The 16,907-nt window shown below is 66.6% G+C and carries 17 protein-coding genes; 9 read left to right on the top strand and 8 right to left on the bottom strand.

The window, feature by feature from the left end; genetic code table 11:
* From ASF77_RS10950 to ASF77_RS10970, 5 genes are read left to right on the top strand one after another with little or no spacing between them, the layout of a single operon-like run.
* Positions 1-699: a thiol:disulfide interchange protein DsbA/DsbL gene (locus tag ASF77_RS10950; protein WP_056338918.1), complete on the top strand. Its 699-nt coding sequence runs from the start codon at positions 1-3 to the stop codon at positions 697-699.
* Positions 696-1,487, top strand: a complete 792-nt coding sequence (locus tag ASF77_RS10955; RefSeq protein WP_056338920.1) for an SDR family oxidoreductase — start codon at positions 696-698, stop codon at positions 1,485-1,487. The genes ASF77_RS10950 and ASF77_RS10955 overlap by 4 nt, the downstream gene beginning before the upstream one ends.
* The gene (locus ASF77_RS10960) at positions 1,484-2,254 is read left to right on the top strand and encodes a biotin--[acetyl-CoA-carboxylase] ligase (protein ID WP_056338921.1); all 771 of its coding nucleotides are present in this window, start codon (positions 1,484-1,486) and stop codon (positions 2,252-2,254) included. Before ASF77_RS10955 ends, ASF77_RS10960 begins: the two co-directional genes overlap by 4 nt.
* Entirely contained in the window at positions 2,255-3,004 is a 750-nt protein-coding gene (locus ASF77_RS10965; RefSeq protein ID WP_056338924.1) for a type III pantothenate kinase, read from the top strand. It abuts the gene before it with no gap.
* Complete coding sequence (locus ASF77_RS10970) at positions 2,998-3,732, top strand: SPOR domain-containing protein (RefSeq protein WP_056338926.1); 735 nt, start codon at positions 2,998-3,000, stop codon at positions 3,730-3,732. Before ASF77_RS10965 ends, ASF77_RS10970 begins: the two co-directional genes overlap by 7 nt.
* Positions 3,733-3,828: 96 nt before the next feature.
* Here ASF77_RS10970 and ASF77_RS10975 read toward each other — a convergent pair whose 3' ends face one another.
* The 6 genes from ASF77_RS10975 to ASF77_RS11000 all read right to left on the bottom strand — a co-directional run bounded on the left by ASF77_RS10975 (position 3,829) and on the right by ASF77_RS11000 (position 10,895).
* On the bottom strand, positions 3,829-4,803 hold the full coding sequence (locus tag ASF77_RS10975) for a septal ring lytic transglycosylase RlpA family protein (protein WP_229445381.1): 975 nt from the start codon (positions 4,801-4,803) through the stop codon (positions 3,829-3,831).
* A gap of 63 nt (positions 4,804-4,866) precedes the next feature.
* On the bottom strand, positions 4,867-5,982 hold the full coding sequence (rodA, locus tag ASF77_RS10980; protein WP_056338930.1) for a rod shape-determining protein RodA: 1,116 nt from the start codon (positions 5,980-5,982) through the stop codon (positions 4,867-4,869).
* Between the two features lie 5 nt (positions 5,983-5,987).
* Positions 5,988-7,991 carry a penicillin-binding protein 2 gene (mrdA, locus tag ASF77_RS10985; protein WP_056338932.1) on the bottom strand — a complete coding sequence of 668 codons (2,004 nt, stop codon included), beginning with the start codon at positions 7,989-7,991 and terminating at the stop codon, positions 5,988-5,990.
* A 58-nt stretch (positions 7,992-8,049) separates the two neighbouring features.
* Complete coding sequence (gene mreD / locus ASF77_RS10990) at positions 8,050-8,568, bottom strand: rod shape-determining protein MreD (protein WP_056338934.1); 519 nt, start codon at positions 8,566-8,568, stop codon at positions 8,050-8,052.
* Entirely contained in the window at positions 8,568-9,749 is a 1,182-nt protein-coding gene (gene mreC, locus ASF77_RS10995; protein WP_056338936.1) for a rod shape-determining protein MreC, read from the bottom strand. The genes mreD and mreC overlap by 1 nt, the downstream gene beginning before the upstream one ends.
* Positions 9,750-9,851: 102 nt before the next feature.
* Positions 9,852-10,895, bottom strand: coding sequence for a rod shape-determining protein (locus ASF77_RS11000; protein WP_056338938.1), 1,044 nt, complete (start codon positions 10,893-10,895; stop codon positions 9,852-9,854).
* A gap of 378 nt (positions 10,896-11,273) precedes the next feature.
* On the opposite strand from ASF77_RS11000, the gene gatC reads away from it, so the two are divergent.
* Genes gatC through gatB form a run of 3 tightly spaced genes read left to right on the top strand, consistent with a single transcriptional unit; the run spans position 11,274 to position 14,582 of the window.
* Positions 11,274-11,573, top strand: coding sequence for an Asp-tRNA(Asn)/Glu-tRNA(Gln) amidotransferase subunit GatC (gene gatC / locus ASF77_RS11005; RefSeq protein WP_056339065.1), 300 nt, complete (start codon positions 11,274-11,276; stop codon positions 11,571-11,573).
* Positions 11,574-11,612: 39 nt separating this feature from the next.
* Positions 11,613-13,088 carry an Asp-tRNA(Asn)/Glu-tRNA(Gln) amidotransferase subunit GatA gene (gene gatA, locus ASF77_RS11010; protein WP_056338940.1) on the top strand — a complete coding sequence of 492 codons (1,476 nt, stop codon included), beginning with the start codon at positions 11,613-11,615 and terminating at the stop codon, positions 13,086-13,088.
* A gap of 33 nt (positions 13,089-13,121) precedes the next feature.
* Positions 13,122-14,582 carry an Asp-tRNA(Asn)/Glu-tRNA(Gln) amidotransferase subunit GatB gene (gatB, locus tag ASF77_RS11015; protein ID WP_056338942.1) on the top strand — a complete coding sequence of 487 codons (1,461 nt, stop codon included), beginning with the start codon at positions 13,122-13,124 and terminating at the stop codon, positions 14,580-14,582.
* Between the two features lie 78 nt (positions 14,583-14,660).
* On the opposite strand, the gene ASF77_RS11020 is transcribed toward gatB, so the two are convergent.
* Together ASF77_RS11020 and pyrE are read right to left on the bottom strand one after the other, a co-directional pair.
* Complete coding sequence (locus tag ASF77_RS11020) at positions 14,661-15,302, bottom strand: DUF6624 domain-containing protein (RefSeq protein WP_056338944.1); 642 nt, start codon at positions 15,300-15,302, stop codon at positions 14,661-14,663.
* Between the two features lie 28 nt (positions 15,303-15,330).
* Positions 15,331-15,993 carry an orotate phosphoribosyltransferase gene (gene pyrE / locus ASF77_RS11025; protein WP_056338946.1) on the bottom strand — a complete coding sequence of 221 codons (663 nt, stop codon included), beginning with the start codon at positions 15,991-15,993 and terminating at the stop codon, positions 15,331-15,333.
* A gap of 83 nt (positions 15,994-16,076) precedes the next feature.
* Here pyrE and ASF77_RS11030 point away from each other — a divergent pair, with 83 nt between their 5' ends.
* The gene (locus ASF77_RS11030; RefSeq protein WP_056338948.1) at positions 16,077-16,847 is read left to right on the top strand and encodes an exodeoxyribonuclease III; all 771 of its coding nucleotides are present in this window, start codon (positions 16,077-16,079) and stop codon (positions 16,845-16,847) included.
* Positions 16,848-16,907 lie beyond the last annotated feature (60 nt).

Genomic DNA, 16,907 nt, shown 5'->3' on the forward strand with positions numbered 1-16,907 from the left:
ATGCAACTCGTTCGCCGTTTGCTGTGCACCGCTGCCCTGTTGACCCTGAGCGGCGTTGTCGCCGCTGCCCCTGTCGCGCCGAAGGAAGGCGTGCACTACCAGGTGCTGCCGCAGAAACTGGACACGCCGGCCGGCAAGCAGGTCGAAGTCATCGAGTTCTTCGCTTACTCCTGCCCGCACTGCAACGTGTTCGAGCCGCTGCTGGCCGAGTGGGTGAAAAAGCAGGGCGCCAACATCGCCTTCAAACGCGTGCACGTGGCGGCCGGCCAGCGCGCGCTGCCCCAGCTGCGCCTGTTCGCCACGCTCGAGGCGCTCGGCCTGACCGAGCAGTACCACACCAAGGTCTTCGCCGCCATGCACCAGCAGGGCGTGCGCTTCGCCGACGACGAGGAAGTGCTGGGTTGGGTGGCGAAGGCCGGCATCGACCGCGCCCGCTTCACCGACGCCTACCGTTCGATCGGCGTGCAGTCGCGCCTGCGCCGCGCTGCGGCCATGATGAGCGAGTACAAGGTCGACCACTGGCCGCTGGTCGCCATCGACGGCCGCTTCATCACCTCGCCTTCGATGGCCAATCCGGAAGCTTCGCACGACCATGGTGCGCATGCGCACAGCGAGACCGAACAGCAGCAGGTCGCCCTGCAGGTAATGGACGCACTGGTGGCGCGCGCGAAGGCCGACAAGGGCGCGGACAAGAAATGACCGCGGCGGCGCACGCCGACCGGGTCTTCATCACCGGCGCTTCAAGCGGCATCGGCGCGGCGCTGGCGCGCGAATACGCGGCGCGCGGCGCCACCCTCGGCCTGGTTGCGCGGCGTGGCGAGGTGCTCGACGCGCTCGTCGCCTCCCTCCCCCATCCCGAGCGCCACTGCCGCTACGCGCTCGACGTGCAGGATCACGAGGCGCTGGCCGCCGCCGCGCGCGACTTCCTGGCGCACGCGGGCGGTGCCGACATCGTCATCGCCAGCGCCGGCATCTCGCACGGCACGCTCACCGAACGGCCCGAAGACCTGGCGGTGTTCGAATCCGTCTTCGCCACCAACGTCAACGCCACCGTCGCTACCTTCGCGCCCTTCATCGGGCCGATGAAGGCGCAAGGCGGCCGGCGCCGTTTGGTTGCCATCGGCAGCGTCGCTGGCGTGCGCGGCATGCGCGGCGCCGGCGCCTACTGCGCCTCGAAAGCGGCGGTGCACGCGTATTGCGAGTCGCTGCGCCTGGAATTGAAGTCTTCCGGCATCCGCGTGGTGACCATCGCGCCCGGCTATATCGATACCCCCATGACCCGCAACAACCGTTTTCCCATGCCCTTCCTGATGCCGGCCGAACGCTTCGCCGCCAGCGCCGTGCGCGCGATCGCGCGCGGCGACAGCTACCGCGTGCTGCCCTGGCAGATGGGTGCGGTCGCCAAACTGCTGCGCGCCCTGCCGAACGGCCTGTTCGACCTGCTGTTCGCGCGCGCGCCGACGAAGCCGCGCAAGGAGACCGCATGAACGGCGCCGCCATCGCCGCGCTCTCGGGTGCGGGCATCGCCGTCGAGGTGGTCGAGGAGACCGGCTCGACCAATGCCGACCTGCTCGCACGCGCGCCGACGCTCACCGTCCCCTTGCTGCTCGTGGCGCGCAACCAGACCGCCGGACGCGGGCGCGCCGGCCGCAGCTGGCTCTCGTCCAGCGAAGGCTCGCTGACCTTCTCGCTGGCCTGGCGTTTCGAGGGCGGCCTGCAGCGCCTGAGCGGACTGCCGCTGGCGGTCGGCGTGGCGCTGGCCGAGACGCTCGAACGCCTCGGCGTGCAGGTGGATTTGAAATGGCCGAACGACGTGCTGCAGGGCGGCGCCAAGCTGGCCGGGATCCTGATCGAGACGCAGACAGCACAGAACGGCGGCGTCTGGGCCGTGATCGGCATCGGCCTGAACCTGGTGCTGCCGGACGAACTCGAAGCGCAGATCGGGCGCAGCGCCGCATCGCTCCCGTGGCTGGCGCGCATGGAGCGCGACGCGCTGATGGCCGCCCTGCTCGACGGCCTGGCGGGCGTGCTGCGCGAATTCGAACGCACCGGGTTCGCCGCCTTTGCCGCGCGCTGGAACCTGCGCCATGCCTGGCAGGGCGAACTGGTGACCATCCTCGATGGCGGCGCCGTGCTGCACGAGGGCCTGGCCGCCGGGGTCGACGACGCCGGCCGGCTGCTGCTCGACACGTTGGACGGCCGCATTGCGGTGCTGGCCGGCGACGTGTCGCTGCGCGTGAAAGGCGCCCACTAGATGCTGCTGCTGATCGATGCGGGCAATACCCGCGTGAAGTGGGCGCTGGCCGAAGCCGGTGCCAGCGCCGGGCAGTGGCTGGCCTCCGGCGCCGCCCACCATGCCGACCTCGATGCCGCCGCGGCTGGCTGGCACGGCGGGGGCGTTGTCCGCGCGCTGGTCTCGAACGTGGCCGGCGCCGCCCTGCGCGAGCGCCTGGCCGCCCTGCTGGCGCCGATTCCAGTCGAATGGTTCGCCTCCAGCGGCAGCCGCGCCGGCCTGGTCAACGGCTACCGCGAGCCGGAGCGCCTTGGCTGCGACCGCTTCGCCGCCGCCATCGGCGCGCGCGCGCTGGCGCCCGGCCAGGATCTGATTGTGGCCACCTGCGGCACGGCGACGACGGTCGATGCCGTCTCCGCCGACGGCCGTTTCATCGGCGGCATGATCCTGCCGGGCCTGGCGCTGATGGCCGGCGCGCTGGCGAAGAATACCGCGCAGCTGCCCCAGGCGACACCCGGTGCGGCGCCGCCGCCGCAATTCGCCGACAATACCATCGATGCCATCGTCTCCGGCTGCCTGTCGGCCCAGGCCGGCGCGATCGAGCGCGCCGTCGCTGCCCACGGCGGCGCCTTCTGCATCCTCTCGGGCGGGGCCGCGCCGTATATCGCACCCGCGCTCAAGTGCGGCTACCGGATGGCCGATAATATCGTGCTGGTCGGGCTGCACGCGGTGGCGCTGGCGGACGTGGACATGGGGGACGGGACTTGCTGAGATTCGTATTCTGGGTTTTGCTGTGCGCGAACGCGCTGCTGTTCGCGTACGGCCGCGGCTTCCTGGGCAGCTTCGAGCATGAAACCCGCGAACCGGCGCGCCTGCGCACCCAGCTTGCCGCCGACAAGCTGGTGCTGCTCAGCGGCGCTCAGGCGCAGGCGATGGCCGACGCCGCCGCGCCCGCCGACACGCCCGCCGCCGCGCCCGCCGAGCTTGCAACGGTGGTGCCGGCCGCGGTGCCTGCAGCGCCGGCGCCCTCGCCCGCCGTCGCCTGCGTCGAAACCGACGCCTTCGCGGCGGCCGACGCACGCCGCTTCGAAACCCGCCTGGCCGGCCTAAACCTCGGCGCGCGCCAGACCCGCCTGACGGTGCCCTACCAGGAAGTGAGCAGCTACATGGTGTATTTGCCGCCGCAGGGCGGCAAGGAAGGCGCGGATCGCCGCACGGCCGAACTGCGCGAGCGCGGCGTGACCAATTCCTTCGTGATGCAGGGCGAGTCGCCGATGAAGTGGGCGATCTCGCTGGGCGTGTTCAAGACCGAGGTGGCGGCACGCACCGAGCAGGCGCGCCTGACGAAACAGGGCGTGGCCAACGTGCGCATCCTGCCGCGCGGCCCGCAATCGCAGCGCTTCGCCTACCGCTTCCGCGGCATCGATGCCGACATCCGCGGCCGCATCGTCGACGCCGGCCGCGGCATGCCGGCAGCGGTGCTCCATATTTGCCGCTGATCCCTTCGGCTTTGCGGTTCAGGATCGCATGCGCACAAATCCGTGGACTCGGGAGTCCACGCGTCCGCACGCCAGATCATCCGATCCAGCAGCAGCCTAGCGCTTCACCACAATCGGCTTCAACCCCAAGCCCGACGGCAAGCCCTTGGCCGCCTGCTGCGCCTCCGCACGCGAGCCGAACGGCCCGCCGTACAGCCGGTGCACGCTGCCCGCCGGCGCCACTTCCAGGCTGCCGACCTCGACCCCGGCATCGGCCAGCTGGCGGCTCATTTCCTGCGCCTTGTCGGCACGGCTGTAGGCGCCGAGCTGGAGCCAGAAGCCGGCGGCCGAAGTGGCCGTGCCCAGGGTCTGCGAGGCCGGCAGCGCCTGCACCGCAGCCGCGCTGTCGGTTTGCACGCGGTCTTCCAGCATCAGCATGGCGATGTCGGGCGGCGCCGGCGTGACGTTCAGGGTTTGCGCCTGCGAGGTGGCGGCGCGGCGAACGGTGGCCAGGCGGCTCGGGTCGTTCGGAAACAGGCGTTCGAGCTCGACCTCGTGGCTGCCCTTGCCCAGCAGGCCTAGTTTCAGGGCTGCCGTGTACGAGACGTCGACGATGCGGCTGGCGTGGAAGGGCCCGCGGTCGTTGATGCGCACCACGACCGATTTGCCGGTGGCGACGCTGGTGATGCGCGCATAGGATGGAATCGGCAGCGTCGGGTGCGCGGCCGTCATCTTGTACATGTCGTAGGGTTCGCCGGACGAGGTGCGCTGGCCGTGGAATTTCACGCCGTACCAGCTGGCCACGCCGCGCTGGTTGAAGGGTTCCTCGTGCAGGATCGGATTATAGGTCTGGCCGAACACGGAATACGGGCGGTTCGCCCATTTCGCATAGGGCTCAGCGCGCACGATGGCGTCGGGCACCAGTTCCAGGCCGGGCGGAATGTTGCGGCCCGGGCCGTCGTCCTTGTAGTAGCCGCCGCGGCCGGAGCCGGCCGCCGGCAAGTCGATGTCGCCGTGGTTGACGGCGACTTTGTGGTTCCAGGGTAGCGGCACCAGCGTCTTGTGTTCGCCAGTCGATCCGCAACCGGTCATCAATGCCGCTAGGGCAATGACCGCTGGGAGATGTCTCGGAGCGGTCATCGCATCCTCCTCAGGTCAAGTCTGCACCAGTTTCCGGTGTCGTTGTATGCTCATCAATATACCAGCGCCGAGGCCCAGCGTGATGAACGCGGTACCGCCGTAGCTCATGAACGGTAAGGGAACTCCCACGACAGGCAGGATCCCGCTCACCATGCCCATGTTGACGAAGGCATACGTGAAGAAAATCATCGTGATCGCGCCGGCCAGCAGGCGCGAGAACATGTTGGGCGCATTCGCGGCAATCATTGCCCCGCGGCCGATCAACAGCAGGTAGATTACCAAAAGAAATAGGTTGCCGACCAGTCCAAATTCTTCCGAATACACGGAAAACACGAAGTCGGTGGTCTGTTCGGGCACGAATTCGAGCTGCACTTGCGTGCCCTGGTGGTAGCCCTTGCCGGTCACGCCGCCGGAACCGATCGCGATCACCGACTGGATGATGTGGAAGCCCTTGCCCAGCGGATCGGATGTCGGGTCGATCAGGGTCATGACGCGCTCGCGCTGGTAGTCGTGCAGCATCGACCAGGCCACCGGCATGCTGGCGGCCGCGGCCACGGCCAGGCCGATCAGCACTTTCCACGACAGGCCGGCCAGGAAGATCACGTAGAAGCCGGACGCGCCCACCAGCAGCGCCGTGCCGAGGTCGGGCTGCTTGGCGATCAGGGTGAATGGAATCGCGAGCAGGATGCCCGCCACCACAAAGGACTTCCACTCCCCGATCTTGGCGCGCTGCTGGAAATACCAGGCGATCATCAGCGGTGTGGCGATCTTCATGATTTCGGACGGCTGGATGTCGACGCCCACGTGCAGCCAGCGCCGCGCGCCCTTCTTGATGATGCCGAACATGGCCACCGCGATCAGCAAGGCGACGCCGAAGGTATAGATCGGCACCGCCAGGCGCATCAGCGTCTGCGGCGGAATCAGCGAGGCCACCCACATGACGACGAAGGCGAGGATGAAGTTACGCATCTGCGACTCGACACGGCCGGGGAATTCGGTGCCGGCCGAGGACATCGTGATCATGCTGGTGGTGACGAGCATGAACAGGATCATGGCCAGCGGCCAGTCGAAGACGGTGAAATAGGGTTTCAGGCGGCGGCTGAGGGAACGCCGCTCCGGGTAATAAGCCATTCGCTTTACTCCTTGGTGGCGGCCGGCGCCATGAGGGTGGCAGGTGCGGCGCCAGCGCTTGCCGGTGCTGTGGCAGGCGCCGAGGAGGCGGCCGCGCGGCCGGCCACGACCGTCTTCTTGCCAGCCGGCGCGTCGACCGGCTTCGGCGGCGCGGGGCGCTTGCCGAGCAGGTAGTAGTCGAGCGCCTTGCGCGCGATTGGCGCCGCCGAGGCCGCGCCGAAGCCTGCGTTCTCGACCACCAGCGCGATCGCGATGCGCGGCGTGTCGGCCGGTGCGAAGGCCGTATACAGCGCATTGTCGCGGTGGCGCTCGTCGATCGCGTTGGCGTTGTACTTCTGCCCTTTCAGGCCGATCACCTGGGCCGTACCGGTCTTGCCCGCCGAGATATAGCCGGCGTTGGCAAAGGCGCGGTGGCCGGTGCCGTAGGACTCCTGGGTCACGCCGACCATGGTGCGCTTGATGAAGTCGATGTTCTCCTGCTTGAGCGGGATGCGGCGGCTTTCCTTCGGCACGGTGAGCGTGCGCTGGCGCGTGGCGCCGTCCTCGATCAGTTTCACCAGGTGCGGCTTCATCACCACGCCGTTGTTGGCCAGGTTGGCCACCGCGTGCGCCAGCTGGATCATCGTGTAGTTGTTGAAGCCCTGGCCGATCGAGACCGAGATGGTGTCGCCGCCCACCCATTTCTGGGCCGCGCGGTTGCGCTTGAAGCGGTTCGCCTTCCACTCCTTCGACGGCAGCACGCCGGTCTTTTCGTGATCGAGGTCGATGCCGGTCGGCTCGCCGAAGCCGAACGGACGCATGAAGCTCGACAGGCGGTCGATGCCCATCTCGTTGCCGAGCTGGTAGTAATAGGTGTCGCAGGACTCGACCACCGACTTGTACATGTCGACATAGCCGTGGCCGCCCGGCTTGTCGTCGTTGAAGCGGTGCCCGCCCAGCATGAAGAAGCCGGGATCGCGGATGCCGTCCGAGGGCCGCCGCAGCCCCAGCTCGAGGGCGGCAAGCGACATGAACGGTTTGAAGGTCGAGCCGGGCGGATAAGTGCCCGACAGCGGCCGGTTCATCAGCGGTTTATCCAGCGAGGTATTCAGCTCGTTCCAGTTCTGGGTGTCGATGCCGTCGACGAACAGGTTCGGGTCGAAACCCGGACGCGAGACATAGGCCAGCACGTCGCCGGTACTCGGCTCGATCGCGACGAAGGCGCCGCGCTGGTCGCCAAAGGCTTCCTCGACCACCTTCTGCAGTTCGATGTCGATCGACAGGATCAGGTTGCTGCCGGGGACGGGCGGGCGGCGCGCCAGGGTGCGGATCGCGCGCCCGCCGGCCGAACGCTCGACCTGCTCGTAGCCGGTGGTGCCGTGCAGGTAGCGCTCGTAACGCTTTTCCAGGCCTTCCTTGCCGATATGGTCGGTGCCGTTATAGTTGGCGGCGTCGTCGCTCTCGGCCAGGGCGTCCGATTCACGCTGGTTGATGCGGCCGATGTAGCCGACCACGTGCGACGCCACTTCGCCCAGCGGATACTGGCGGAACAGGCGCGCCTGCACCTCGACACCGGGGAAGCGGAAACGCTGGGCCGTGAAGCGCGCCACCTCGTCGTCGGTGAGGCGGGTACGCAGCGGCACGCTGGCGAAGGTGCGCGACTCTTCCATCAGGCGCTTGAAGCGCTTGCGGTCTTTCGGTTCGATCGACACCAGCTTGGCCAGTTCGTCGATCACCGAGTCCATGTTGGCCTGGAGCTTGGAGGGCGTGATCTCGAGCGTGTAGGCCGAGTAGTTACGCGCCAGGACGACGCCGTTGCGGTCGACGATCAGGCCGCGGTTGGGCACGATCGGCACCAGGGCAATGCGGTTGTCCTCGGCCTGGGCGTGGTATTTGTCGTGCTGGATCACCTGCAGCCACACGAAGCGGGCCACCAGGATGCCGAAGCAGACGAACACCAGCGCCATCAGCACCGTCAGGCGCAGGCGGAAGTGGTGGATCTCGCGGTCGCTGTCTTTAATTTCAGTCATCTACTGCGTCAGTCATTTACTGCGTCGGTCATTTACTGCGTTCGAAGGCGGCGCGCCGTCAGATCGGACGGGTATGGTCGCGGTCGACCGCGCGCCGCTGCGGCGCCAGCAGCAACCAGGTAATCACCGGCCACAGGGCGACGGCGACCGCGCTTTCGATGAAGTGCAGCCAGCCGGTAAAGCGGCCCGTGGCGAAGAAATGCACCATCGCCTGGATCGCCTGCGCCAGCAGCAGCAGCGGGAACACGTGCATGGCCTGGGTCAGCACCGGGAACCACAGCACGCGGCGGTGGATCATCGTGCCGACATACGACAGCAACGTATAGGCCAGTGCGTTCTCGCCCAGCAGCGTGGCGTCGTGCACGTCCATCAGGAGGCCCATGCCGAAGGCGACGCCGATGCCGACTTTTCTCGGCTGGTGGATGCCCCAGAAGACCAGCACCAGCGCCACGAAATCGGGCGCGCCGATCCACTGCCCCCAGGGCAGCAGGTTGAGCATGAAAGCGCAGGTCAGGCTGAACGCGATGAACAGCGGGCTGACCGGCAGCAGGATGTAGTTGGGGCGATTTCCGGGCATTACGCGCCCTCCTTGCGGATGGCCGGCTGGGCCGGTGGGGTGACGGCGGCCGATGGCGGCGCGGCCGGACGCACGGTGGCGGCGGGCGGCGCGGCGGGACGCGTGGCGGCCGGCGGCGTAAGCGCAGGATTGGCGGACGGCGTGGCAGATGGCGTGGTAGACGGCGCGACAGGCGGCGTGCCGCCAGCCCCGGCGGGCGTATTCGCGCCCGGCTGCGTCGGAGCGCCCTGCGCCGGCAGCGGCGCGGCCGCGAGCGGCGGCAGGGGCACCGGCTCCATCTTCGGCAGGTTGCGGCGGGGGGCGCCGTGCGCGGGCGCCGGCGACGGATCGGCCGGGCGCGGCGCACGCGCCACCTGCGACATCACGATCAGGAGCTGGCGGTTGCGGTCGACGCCGCCCAGCGGCTGGCAGACCACGCGCCCGAAGGCGCCGGCCGCGACCTTCTCAACCTGCACGACCTTGGCCACGGCCAGGCCGGCCGGATACATGCCGTCCAGGCCCGAGGTGACGATGACGTCGCCGACCTGGATGTCGGCGTCGGGCGCGACGAAGCGCAGGTCGAGCAGGCCCGAGCGGCCGCGCCCGTAGGCGATGCTGCGCAGGCCCGAGCGCAGCACCTGCACCGGGATGGCCTGCTCCTTGTCGGTGAGGAGCGTGACTTCGGAAGTGAACGGGAAGACGCGGGTGACCTGGCCGATGACGCCGGCGTTATCGATCACCGGCAAGCCGAGCTGCACGCCGCTGCGAGCGCCGCGGTCGAGCACGATGCGGCGGGTCGAGGGATCGCGCGCGTCGTACAGGATCTCGCCCATGATCGACTGCACCGGCAGATGCTCGCGCGCTTCCAGCAGGCGCCGCAGGTGGGCGTTCTCCGCCATTTGAAGCTGGGCCTGCTGCATGGACTGGGCCTGCGCCACTTGCTGGTTCTTCAGCTCGCGCACTTCGTTCTGCAGGCTCGAGAGCGAGGAAAAATAGCCGCCCATGCTGGCCACGGCGTCGCGCGGCATGAGCGCGGCCATTTGCAGCGGATAGAGCACGGTGGCGGCGACCTGGCGCACGGTGTTGAGCACATGCATGCGCGCATCGACCACCAGCAGGGTCAGCGAGACCAGTGCGGCCACGGTCACCTTGACCCGCGCGGGAGCGCCCTGTTTGAAAAGCGGCGGAGGACTGTAATCCATGAATTTCAATAATGGCAGCAAAGCTGCCCGGAATTAGCGCAGCGGGCGGCTGGCATGATGCCAGGCCGCCCGCCCAGGTCTTGCCCTATCGAAGCGGAACGCTTATTCGTAGGAGAAGATCGAACCCAGCTTGTCATTGTGTTCCAGCGCCATGCCCGAGCCGCGCACCACGCAGGTCAGCGGGTCTTCGGCCACCAGCACCGGCAGGCCGGTTTCTTCCATCAGCAGGCGGTCGAGGTCGCGCAGCAGCGCGCCGCCGCCGGTCAGCATCATGCCCTTCTCGGCGATGTCGGCGCCCAGTTCCGGCGGGGTCTGCTCGAGCGCGTTCTTGACGGCCGAGACGATGTTGTTGAGCGGGTCGGTCAGCGCTTCCAGGATCTCGTTCGACGAGATCGTGAACGCGCGCGGGATGCCTTCGGACAGGTTGCGGCCCTTGACTTCCATTTCCTTCACTTCCGAACCCGGGAAGGCCGAACCGATGGCCTTCTTGATCGCTTCGGCGGTCTGTTCGCCGATCAGCATGCCGTAGTTGCGGCGGATGTAGTTGACGATGGCTTCGTCGAACTTGTCGCCGCCCACGCGCACCGAGCCCTTGTAGACCATGCCGCCGAGCGAGATGATGCCCACTTCGGTGGTGCCGCCGCCGATGTCGACCACCATCGAACCGGTCGCGTCCGACACCGGCAGGCCGGCGCCGATCGCGGCGGCCATCGGCTCTTCGATCAGGTAGACCTGGGAAGCGCCGGCGCCCAAGGCGGACTCACGAATCGCGCGGCGCTCGACCTGGGTCGAGCCGCATGGCACGCAGATGATGATGCGCGGCGATGGACGGAAGAATTTCGAATCGTGCACCATGCGGATGAACTGCTTGAGCATCTCTTCGGTGACGGTGAAGTCGGCGATGACGCCGTCCTTCATCGGACGGATCGCTTCGATATTGCCCGGCACCTTGCCCAGCATCTGCTTGGCTTTCTTGCCGACCGCCTGGATCGTCTTCTTGCCGTTCGGGCCGCCCTGCTGGCGGATCGCAACGACCGATGGCTCGTCCAGCACGATACCCTGGCCGCGCACATAGATCAGCGTGTTGGCGGTACCCAGGTCGATGGCCAGGTCGTTCGAGAAGTAACTGCGTAAAGAACCAAACATGTGTGTCCTGATGCGCGAAGGCGCGCTAAAACGATTGATCGGGAATCCTCGCCGCGTCGGCCCTGCCTGCGCCCGGCGGTCTTGTCATACAAACTATCTCAGACAACCTGTCTCGGACAGGCGCTGGCTGCAGTGGCCGCGCTCATTCGGCGCAGACCACGCATTAGCCCGCCATTCTACCTTATAATTTGCCGATTATTTTCCCATTAGACGCTGAAAACAGGGGGTTTTACCCCCCAGTTCCCGAGCGAGATCGACGGTATTAGCAAGGTTTTATCGACCGTAGCACGCTGTTCAACAGCCTGCCGCGACAAGCCCGCTGCCATTCGTTATTCGCCCAACCACATTTTGAACGCGGCCCGCGCCGCGCTTTTTGCCATGTCCCTGACTCTTTCAGACGTAAAACGGATCGCCAACCTGGCGCAGCTCGATATGGACGACGCCCACGCCGACACCGCACTGGGCGAATTGAACGGCATCTTCGCATTGGCCGAACAGATGCAGGCGGTCGACACGAGCGGTGTTGCGCCATTGTCGCATCCGCTCGCCGCGATCCTCGCACTGCCGCTGCGCCTGCGCGAAGACGTGGTCACGGAAGAAAACCGCCGCGACGACTACCAGGCGCCCGCGCCGAAAGCCCAGGACGGCCTGTACCTGGTGCCGAAGGTCATCGAGTAACCAGTCACTTCGCCCGCCTCCACGAACAGACGACGCATTATGCATAACAAGACCATCAAAGAACTGTCGGCGCTGCTGCATTCGAAGCAGGTATCGAGTACCGAACTGACCCGCCACTTCCTCGACCGCATCGCGGCGAGCGAACACAACGCCTTCCTGCACGTCGACCCGGCCCTGTCGCTGGCCCAGGCGGCGGCGGCCGACCAGCGCCTGCTTGAAGGCAGTGCCGGCCCGCTGACCGGCGTGCCGATCGCCCATAAGGATATCTTCGTCACGCGGGACTGGCGCACGACTGCCGGCTCGAAGATGCTGGCCAATTACGTCAGCCCCTTCGACGCCACCGTCGTCCAGCGTTTCAATGCCGCCGGCATGGTCACGCTGGGCAAAGTGAACTGCGACGAATTCGCGATGGGCTCGGCCAACGAGAACTCGGCCTTCGGCCCCGTCAAGAACCCGTGGGATGCGCTGGCCGTGCCGGGCGGTTCCTCGGGCGGCTCGGCTGCCGCGATCGCTGCGCGCCTGGCGCCGGCCGCGACCGCCACCGACACCGGCGGCTCGATCCGCCAGCCGGCCGCCTTCTGCGGCGTCACCGGCATCAAGCCGACCTATGGCCGCGTCTCGCGCTTCGGCATGATCGCCTTCGCCTCCTCGCTCGACCAGGGCGGCCCAATGGCGCAGACGGCCGAGGACTGCGCCCTGCTGCTGAACGAAATGGTCGGCCACGACGAGCGCGACTCGACCAGCCTGACGCCCGAGCAGGGCAACCTGCACGAAGACTTCGCGCGCGACCTGAACAAGCCCCTGAACGGCCTGCGCATCGGCGTGCCCCGGGAATACTTCGGCGAAGGCCTGGCTGCCGACGTGGAAAGCGCCGTGCGCGCCGCGCTCGACCAGTTCGTGGCATTGGGCGCTGTGTTGGTTGATATTTCGCTCCCTAAAACCGCGCTGTCGATCCCGACCTACTACATCATCGCCCCGGCCGAGGCCTCGTCGAACCTGTCGCGCTTCGACGGCGTGCGCTACGGCCACCGTGCCAGCGAGTACAAGGATCTGGCCGACATGTACAAGAAGTCGCGCGCCGAAGGCTTCGGCCGCGAAGTCCAGCGCCGCATCATGGTCGGCACCTATGTGCTCTGCCATGGCTACTACGACGCCTATTACGTGCAGGCGCAAAAGATCCGCCGCCTGATCGCCGACGACTTCCAGGCCGCGTTTGCCGACAAGTGCGACGTGATCATGGGCCCGGTCGCACCGACCGTCGCCTGGGATGCCGGCTCGAAGACGAACGACCCGGTCGCCAACTACCTGGCCGACATCTTCACCCTGTCGACCAGCCTGGCCGGTCTGCCCGGCATGTCGATTCCTTGCGGTTTCGGCGCCGGCAAGAAGAACGCCAAGCGCCCGGTCGGCCTGCAAATCATCGGCAATTATTTTGCCGAAGCGAAGCTGCTGAATGTCGCCCACCAGTACCAGCTGGCGACCGACTGGCACCAAAAAGCCCCGGAAGGCGTCTAACCGTCACGCCCGAACAGAAAAAGAGAGAACACCATGCAATGGGAAGTCGTCATCGGTCTTGAGAACCACGTCCAGCTCACGACCAATTCGAAAATCTTCAGCGGCAGCTCGATCCAGTTCGGCGCCGAGCCGAACACCCAGGCCAGCCCGGTCGACCTCGCGCTGCCAGGCGTACTGCCCGTGATGAACAAGGGCGCCGTCGAGCGCGCGATCCGCTTCGGCCTGGCGGTCGGTGCGAAGATCGCGCCGCAGTCGGTCTTCGCCCGCAAGAACTACTTCTACCCCGACCTGCCGAAGGGCTACCAGATCAGCCAGTTCGAAGACCCGGTGGTACAAGGCGGCACGATCACTTTCGGTTACGAGAAGGACGGCAAGCTCGAGACGAAGACGGTCAACCTGACCCGCGCCCACCTCGAGGAAGACGCCGGCAAATCGCTGCACGAGGACTACGCTGGCATGACCGGCATCGACCTCAACCGCGCCGGCACGCCGCTGCTCGAGATCGTCTCCGAGCCGGAAATGCGCAGCGCCGCCGAAGCCGTGGCCTATGCCAAGGCGCTGCACGGCCTGGTGATGTGGCTGGGCGTCTGCGACGGCAACATGCAGGAAGGTTCCTTCCGCTGCGACGTCAACGTCTCGGTGCGTCCGCTGGGCCAGCAGGAATTCGGCACCCGCTGCGAGATCAAGAACCTGAACTCCTTCCGCTTCATGGAAGAGGCGATCCACTACGAAGTGCGCCGTCAGATCGAGCTGATCGAAGACGGCGGCAAGGTGCAGCAGGCCACGCGCCTGTGGGATCCGGACAAGAAGGAAACCCGCGCCATGCGCTCGAAAGAGGACGCGCAGGACTACCGCTACTTCCCGGATCCGGATCTGCCGCCGCTGACGATCTCCGAGGAGTGGATCGAGCGCGTGCGCGCCGACATGCCGGAACTACCGGAAGCCATGCGCAAGCGTTTCACCGGCGACTACGGCCTGCCCGAATACGACAGCCTGATCCTGACCTCCTCGCAGGCGATGGCGAACTACTACGAAGCCGTGGTGGCCAAGGCCGGCAAGGAAAACGCCAAGGCGATCGCCAACTGGATGATGGGCGACGTCTCCTCGACCCTGAACCGCGAAGGCGTCGAGATCACCGCCTCGCCGGTGGAAGCCTCGCAGCTGGCGCTGCTCATCAAGCGCATCGCTGACGGCACCATCTCGAACAAGGCGGGCAAGGAAGTGTTCGCAGCCATGTGGGAAGCCAAGTCCCTTGATGAAAACCTGGCCGACATCGTGATCGAACAGAAGGGCCTGAAGCAGATCTCGGATACGGGCGCCCTGGAAGCGATCGTCGACGAAGTGCTGACCGCGAATGCGAAATCGGTCGAGCAGTACCGCGCCGGCAAGGAAGCGGCGATCAACGCCCTGATTGGCCAGACCATGAAGGCTTCGAAGGGCAAGGCGAATCCGGCGCAGGTGACGGAGCTGCTCAAGCAAAAGCTCGCCAGCTGATACAGCCTGTCTTGGATGAGAAAAACAAGAAACCGGAGCAATGCTCCGGTTTTTTTTTCGCCCCTCTGTTCCGCGGCGCTACCTCCGCGCCTCGCTCATCATGCACACGTAATCTGCCAGCGGCATGATGCCCAGGGCGCGCCGGTTCTCCTCCACGAACTGCACGCTGGCCGCGTCGGGCAGGCCGAAATGCGGGCGCGCCCATTCCTGGGGCGGGAACTGGGTGCCGTAGCGCTGCGGCTTGCCCTGCGCTTTCAGGACGCGGTCGGTGAAGCGGGCGAAGTCGCTCAGGGGCAGCTCGCCCTGCTGCGCGCGCCGTTCGATGACCGGCAACAGGGCCGCCTGGAATGTGGGCGCACGGTCGGCATGCTGGGCCAGCAGCCAGGCGTGCAGCACGCCCTGCTCGCCGACTTGCGCCACGGTCGGAAAGTCCTGGGCACGCACCAGCGCGTGCAGCCAGCGCAGGTTGTCCTCGTCGATCGCCCCCGCCGCACGGCCGGCGCCGCGGCTACCGGCCAGCATGGCGATACGGGCTTCCTGGTCGCGGGCAAAGCGTTCGGCCAGCTCGCGGCGCAAGTCCGGATGGGTTAAGCTGCGCGCCGCGTCGCGCTGGGTGCGGGCCGCGTCCGATTCCTCGGGATGGGCCGCAGCCCAGGCATCGGCGCCCGGACAGACGGAGTCGGCAGCGAAGGCGGGCGGCGCAACGCACAGAAGCGCCATGCACAGTGCAACCGGACACTTCATCGCTTCAAACCCCGTAACGCGTGCGGTAGGCCGCCACCGCTTCCTTGTGCTGGCCCAGCTCGGCGCCGGCGCCCTCGCCCGACAGGTAAGTGAAGAGGTCGTCCAGGTTGGCGATCGAAATGACGGGAATGCCGAATTCCTCGGCCACCTGCTGCACCGCCGAGCCGCTCGACAGCGCATCGTCCTTGCCCGAGCGTTCCATGCGGTCGAGCGCGATCAGCACGGCAGCAGGTTCGGCGCCGGCGGCGCGGATCATGGCGACCGATTCGCGCACCGAGGTGCCGGCCGAGATCACGTCGTCGACGATCACGACTTTCCCCTTGAGGCCGGCGCCGACGATGGTGCCGCCCTCGCCGTGATCCTTGGCTTCCTTGCGGTTATAGGCATATTGGGTGTTGCGGCCCTTGCCGGCCAGGGCGACGGCGGTGGCGCTGGCCAGGGTGATGCCTTTGTAGGCGGGGCCGAACAGCATGTCGAATTCGACGCCGGAGTCGAGCAGGGTCTGGGCATAGAACTGCGCCAGCTGGCCCAGCGTGGCGCCGTCGTGGAACAGGCCGGCGTTGAAGAAGTACGGCGACTGGCGCCCTGCCTTGGTGGTGAACTCGCCGAACTTGAGCACTCCCGTCGAGACCGAAAAAGCGATAAACTGTTGGCGCAAATTGTTCACGATGACCCCAAATTAAAAAAGTGGCTGTATTTTAATCCAGCCTCTGGCCGGCGTCCCTGCCTCACCTTCCCCTCTGCTATTTCATGCCACGAATTATTTCCGCCAATCTGAACGGCATCCGTTCGGCCCACAAAAAAGGCTTCTTCAACTGGCTCGCGACAAGCGACGCCGACTTCATCTGCGTGCAGGAACTGAAAGCCCAGGAAGCCGACATGACCGAGGAATTCCTCCGTCCGCACGGCTACCATGGCCATTTCCACTACGCCGAAAAAAAGGGCTATTCGGGCACCGGCGTGTACAGCCGCACGGCGCCCGACACCAAGCGCATCGGCTTCGGCTGCCAGGAATTCGACGCTGAAGGCCGCTACACGCGCTGCGACTTCGGCAACCTCACCGTGATCTCGGTCTACTGCCCGTCGGGTTCGTCCTCGCCCGAGCGCCAGCTGGCCAAGTTCCGCTTTATGGAAGTCTTCCTGCCGCACCTGCAGGAACTCAAGGCCGAAGGCCGCGAAGTCGTCATCTGCGGCGACTGGAACATCGCGCACAAGGAAATCGACCTCAAGAACTGGAAGAGCAACCAGAAGAACTCGGGCTTCCTGCCGGAAGAACGCGCCTGGATGACGCGCCTGTTCGACGAACTGGGCCTGGTCGACGTGCACCGCGTGGTGGCGCCGGACGCCGCCGACTATACCTGGTGGAGCAACCGCGGCCAGGCCTATGCGAAGAACGTGGGCTGGCGCATCGACTACCACGTGGCGACCCCGGGCATCGCGGCCAAGGCGCATGCGGTGTCGGTGTACAAGGACGAGCGCTTCTCCGATCACGCCCCGCTCATCATCGACTACCACCTTTGAGGCATGGTCAATTGCGATGCCGAGCATGGTGGGCACGGGGCGCCCACCCTACAGCCTACT

It is taken from the genome of Massilia sp. Leaf139 (genome assembly GCF_001424165.1).
GTDB lineage: Bacteria > Pseudomonadota > Gammaproteobacteria > Burkholderiales > Burkholderiaceae_D > Telluria.

Excerpts from the sequence above, each read along its gene's own strand:
- ASF77_RS10955 (WP_056338920.1), top strand. The coding sequence starts at position 696 with ATGACCGCGGCGGCGCACGCCGACCGGGTCTTCATCACCGGCGCTTCA.
- ASF77_RS10950 (WP_056338918.1), top strand. The coding sequence starts at position 1 with ATGCAACTCGTTCGCCGTTTGCTGTGCACCGCTGCCCTGTTGACCCTG.
- mreC (WP_056338936.1), bottom strand. The coding sequence starts at position 9,749 with ATGGATTACAGTCCTCCGCCGCTTTTCAAACAGGGCGCTCCCGCGCGG.
- gatB (WP_056338942.1), top strand. The coding sequence starts at position 13,122 with ATGCAATGGGAAGTCGTCATCGGTCTTGAGAACCACGTCCAGCTCACG.
- rodA (WP_056338930.1), bottom strand. The coding sequence starts at position 5,982 with ATGGCTTATTACCCGGAGCGGCGTTCCCTCAGCCGCCGCCTGAAACCC.
- ASF77_RS11030 (WP_056338948.1), top strand. The coding sequence starts at position 16,077 with ATGCCACGAATTATTTCCGCCAATCTGAACGGCATCCGTTCGGCCCAC.
- ASF77_RS11000 (WP_056338938.1), bottom strand. The coding sequence starts at position 10,895 with ATGTTTGGTTCTTTACGCAGTTACTTCTCGAACGACCTGGCCATCGAC.
- gatA (WP_056338940.1), top strand. The coding sequence starts at position 11,613 with ATGCATAACAAGACCATCAAAGAACTGTCGGCGCTGCTGCATTCGAAG.
- gatC (WP_056339065.1), top strand. The coding sequence starts at position 11,274 with ATGTCCCTGACTCTTTCAGACGTAAAACGGATCGCCAACCTGGCGCAG.
- ASF77_RS10975 (WP_229445381.1), bottom strand. The coding sequence starts at position 4,803 with ATGACCGGTTGCGGATCGACTGGCGAACACAAGACGCTGGTGCCGCTA.
- ASF77_RS11020 (WP_056338944.1), bottom strand. The coding sequence starts at position 15,302 with ATGGCGCTTCTGTGCGTTGCGCCGCCCGCCTTCGCTGCCGACTCCGTC.
- mreD (WP_056338934.1), bottom strand. The coding sequence starts at position 8,568 with ATGCCCGGAAATCGCCCCAACTACATCCTGCTGCCGGTCAGCCCGCTG.
- ASF77_RS10960 (WP_056338921.1), top strand. The coding sequence starts at position 1,484 with ATGAACGGCGCCGCCATCGCCGCGCTCTCGGGTGCGGGCATCGCCGTC.
- mrdA (WP_056338932.1), bottom strand. The coding sequence starts at position 7,991 with ATGACTGAAATTAAAGACAGCGACCGCGAGATCCACCACTTCCGCCTG.
- ASF77_RS10965 (WP_056338924.1), top strand. The coding sequence starts at position 2,255 with ATGCTGCTGCTGATCGATGCGGGCAATACCCGCGTGAAGTGGGCGCTG.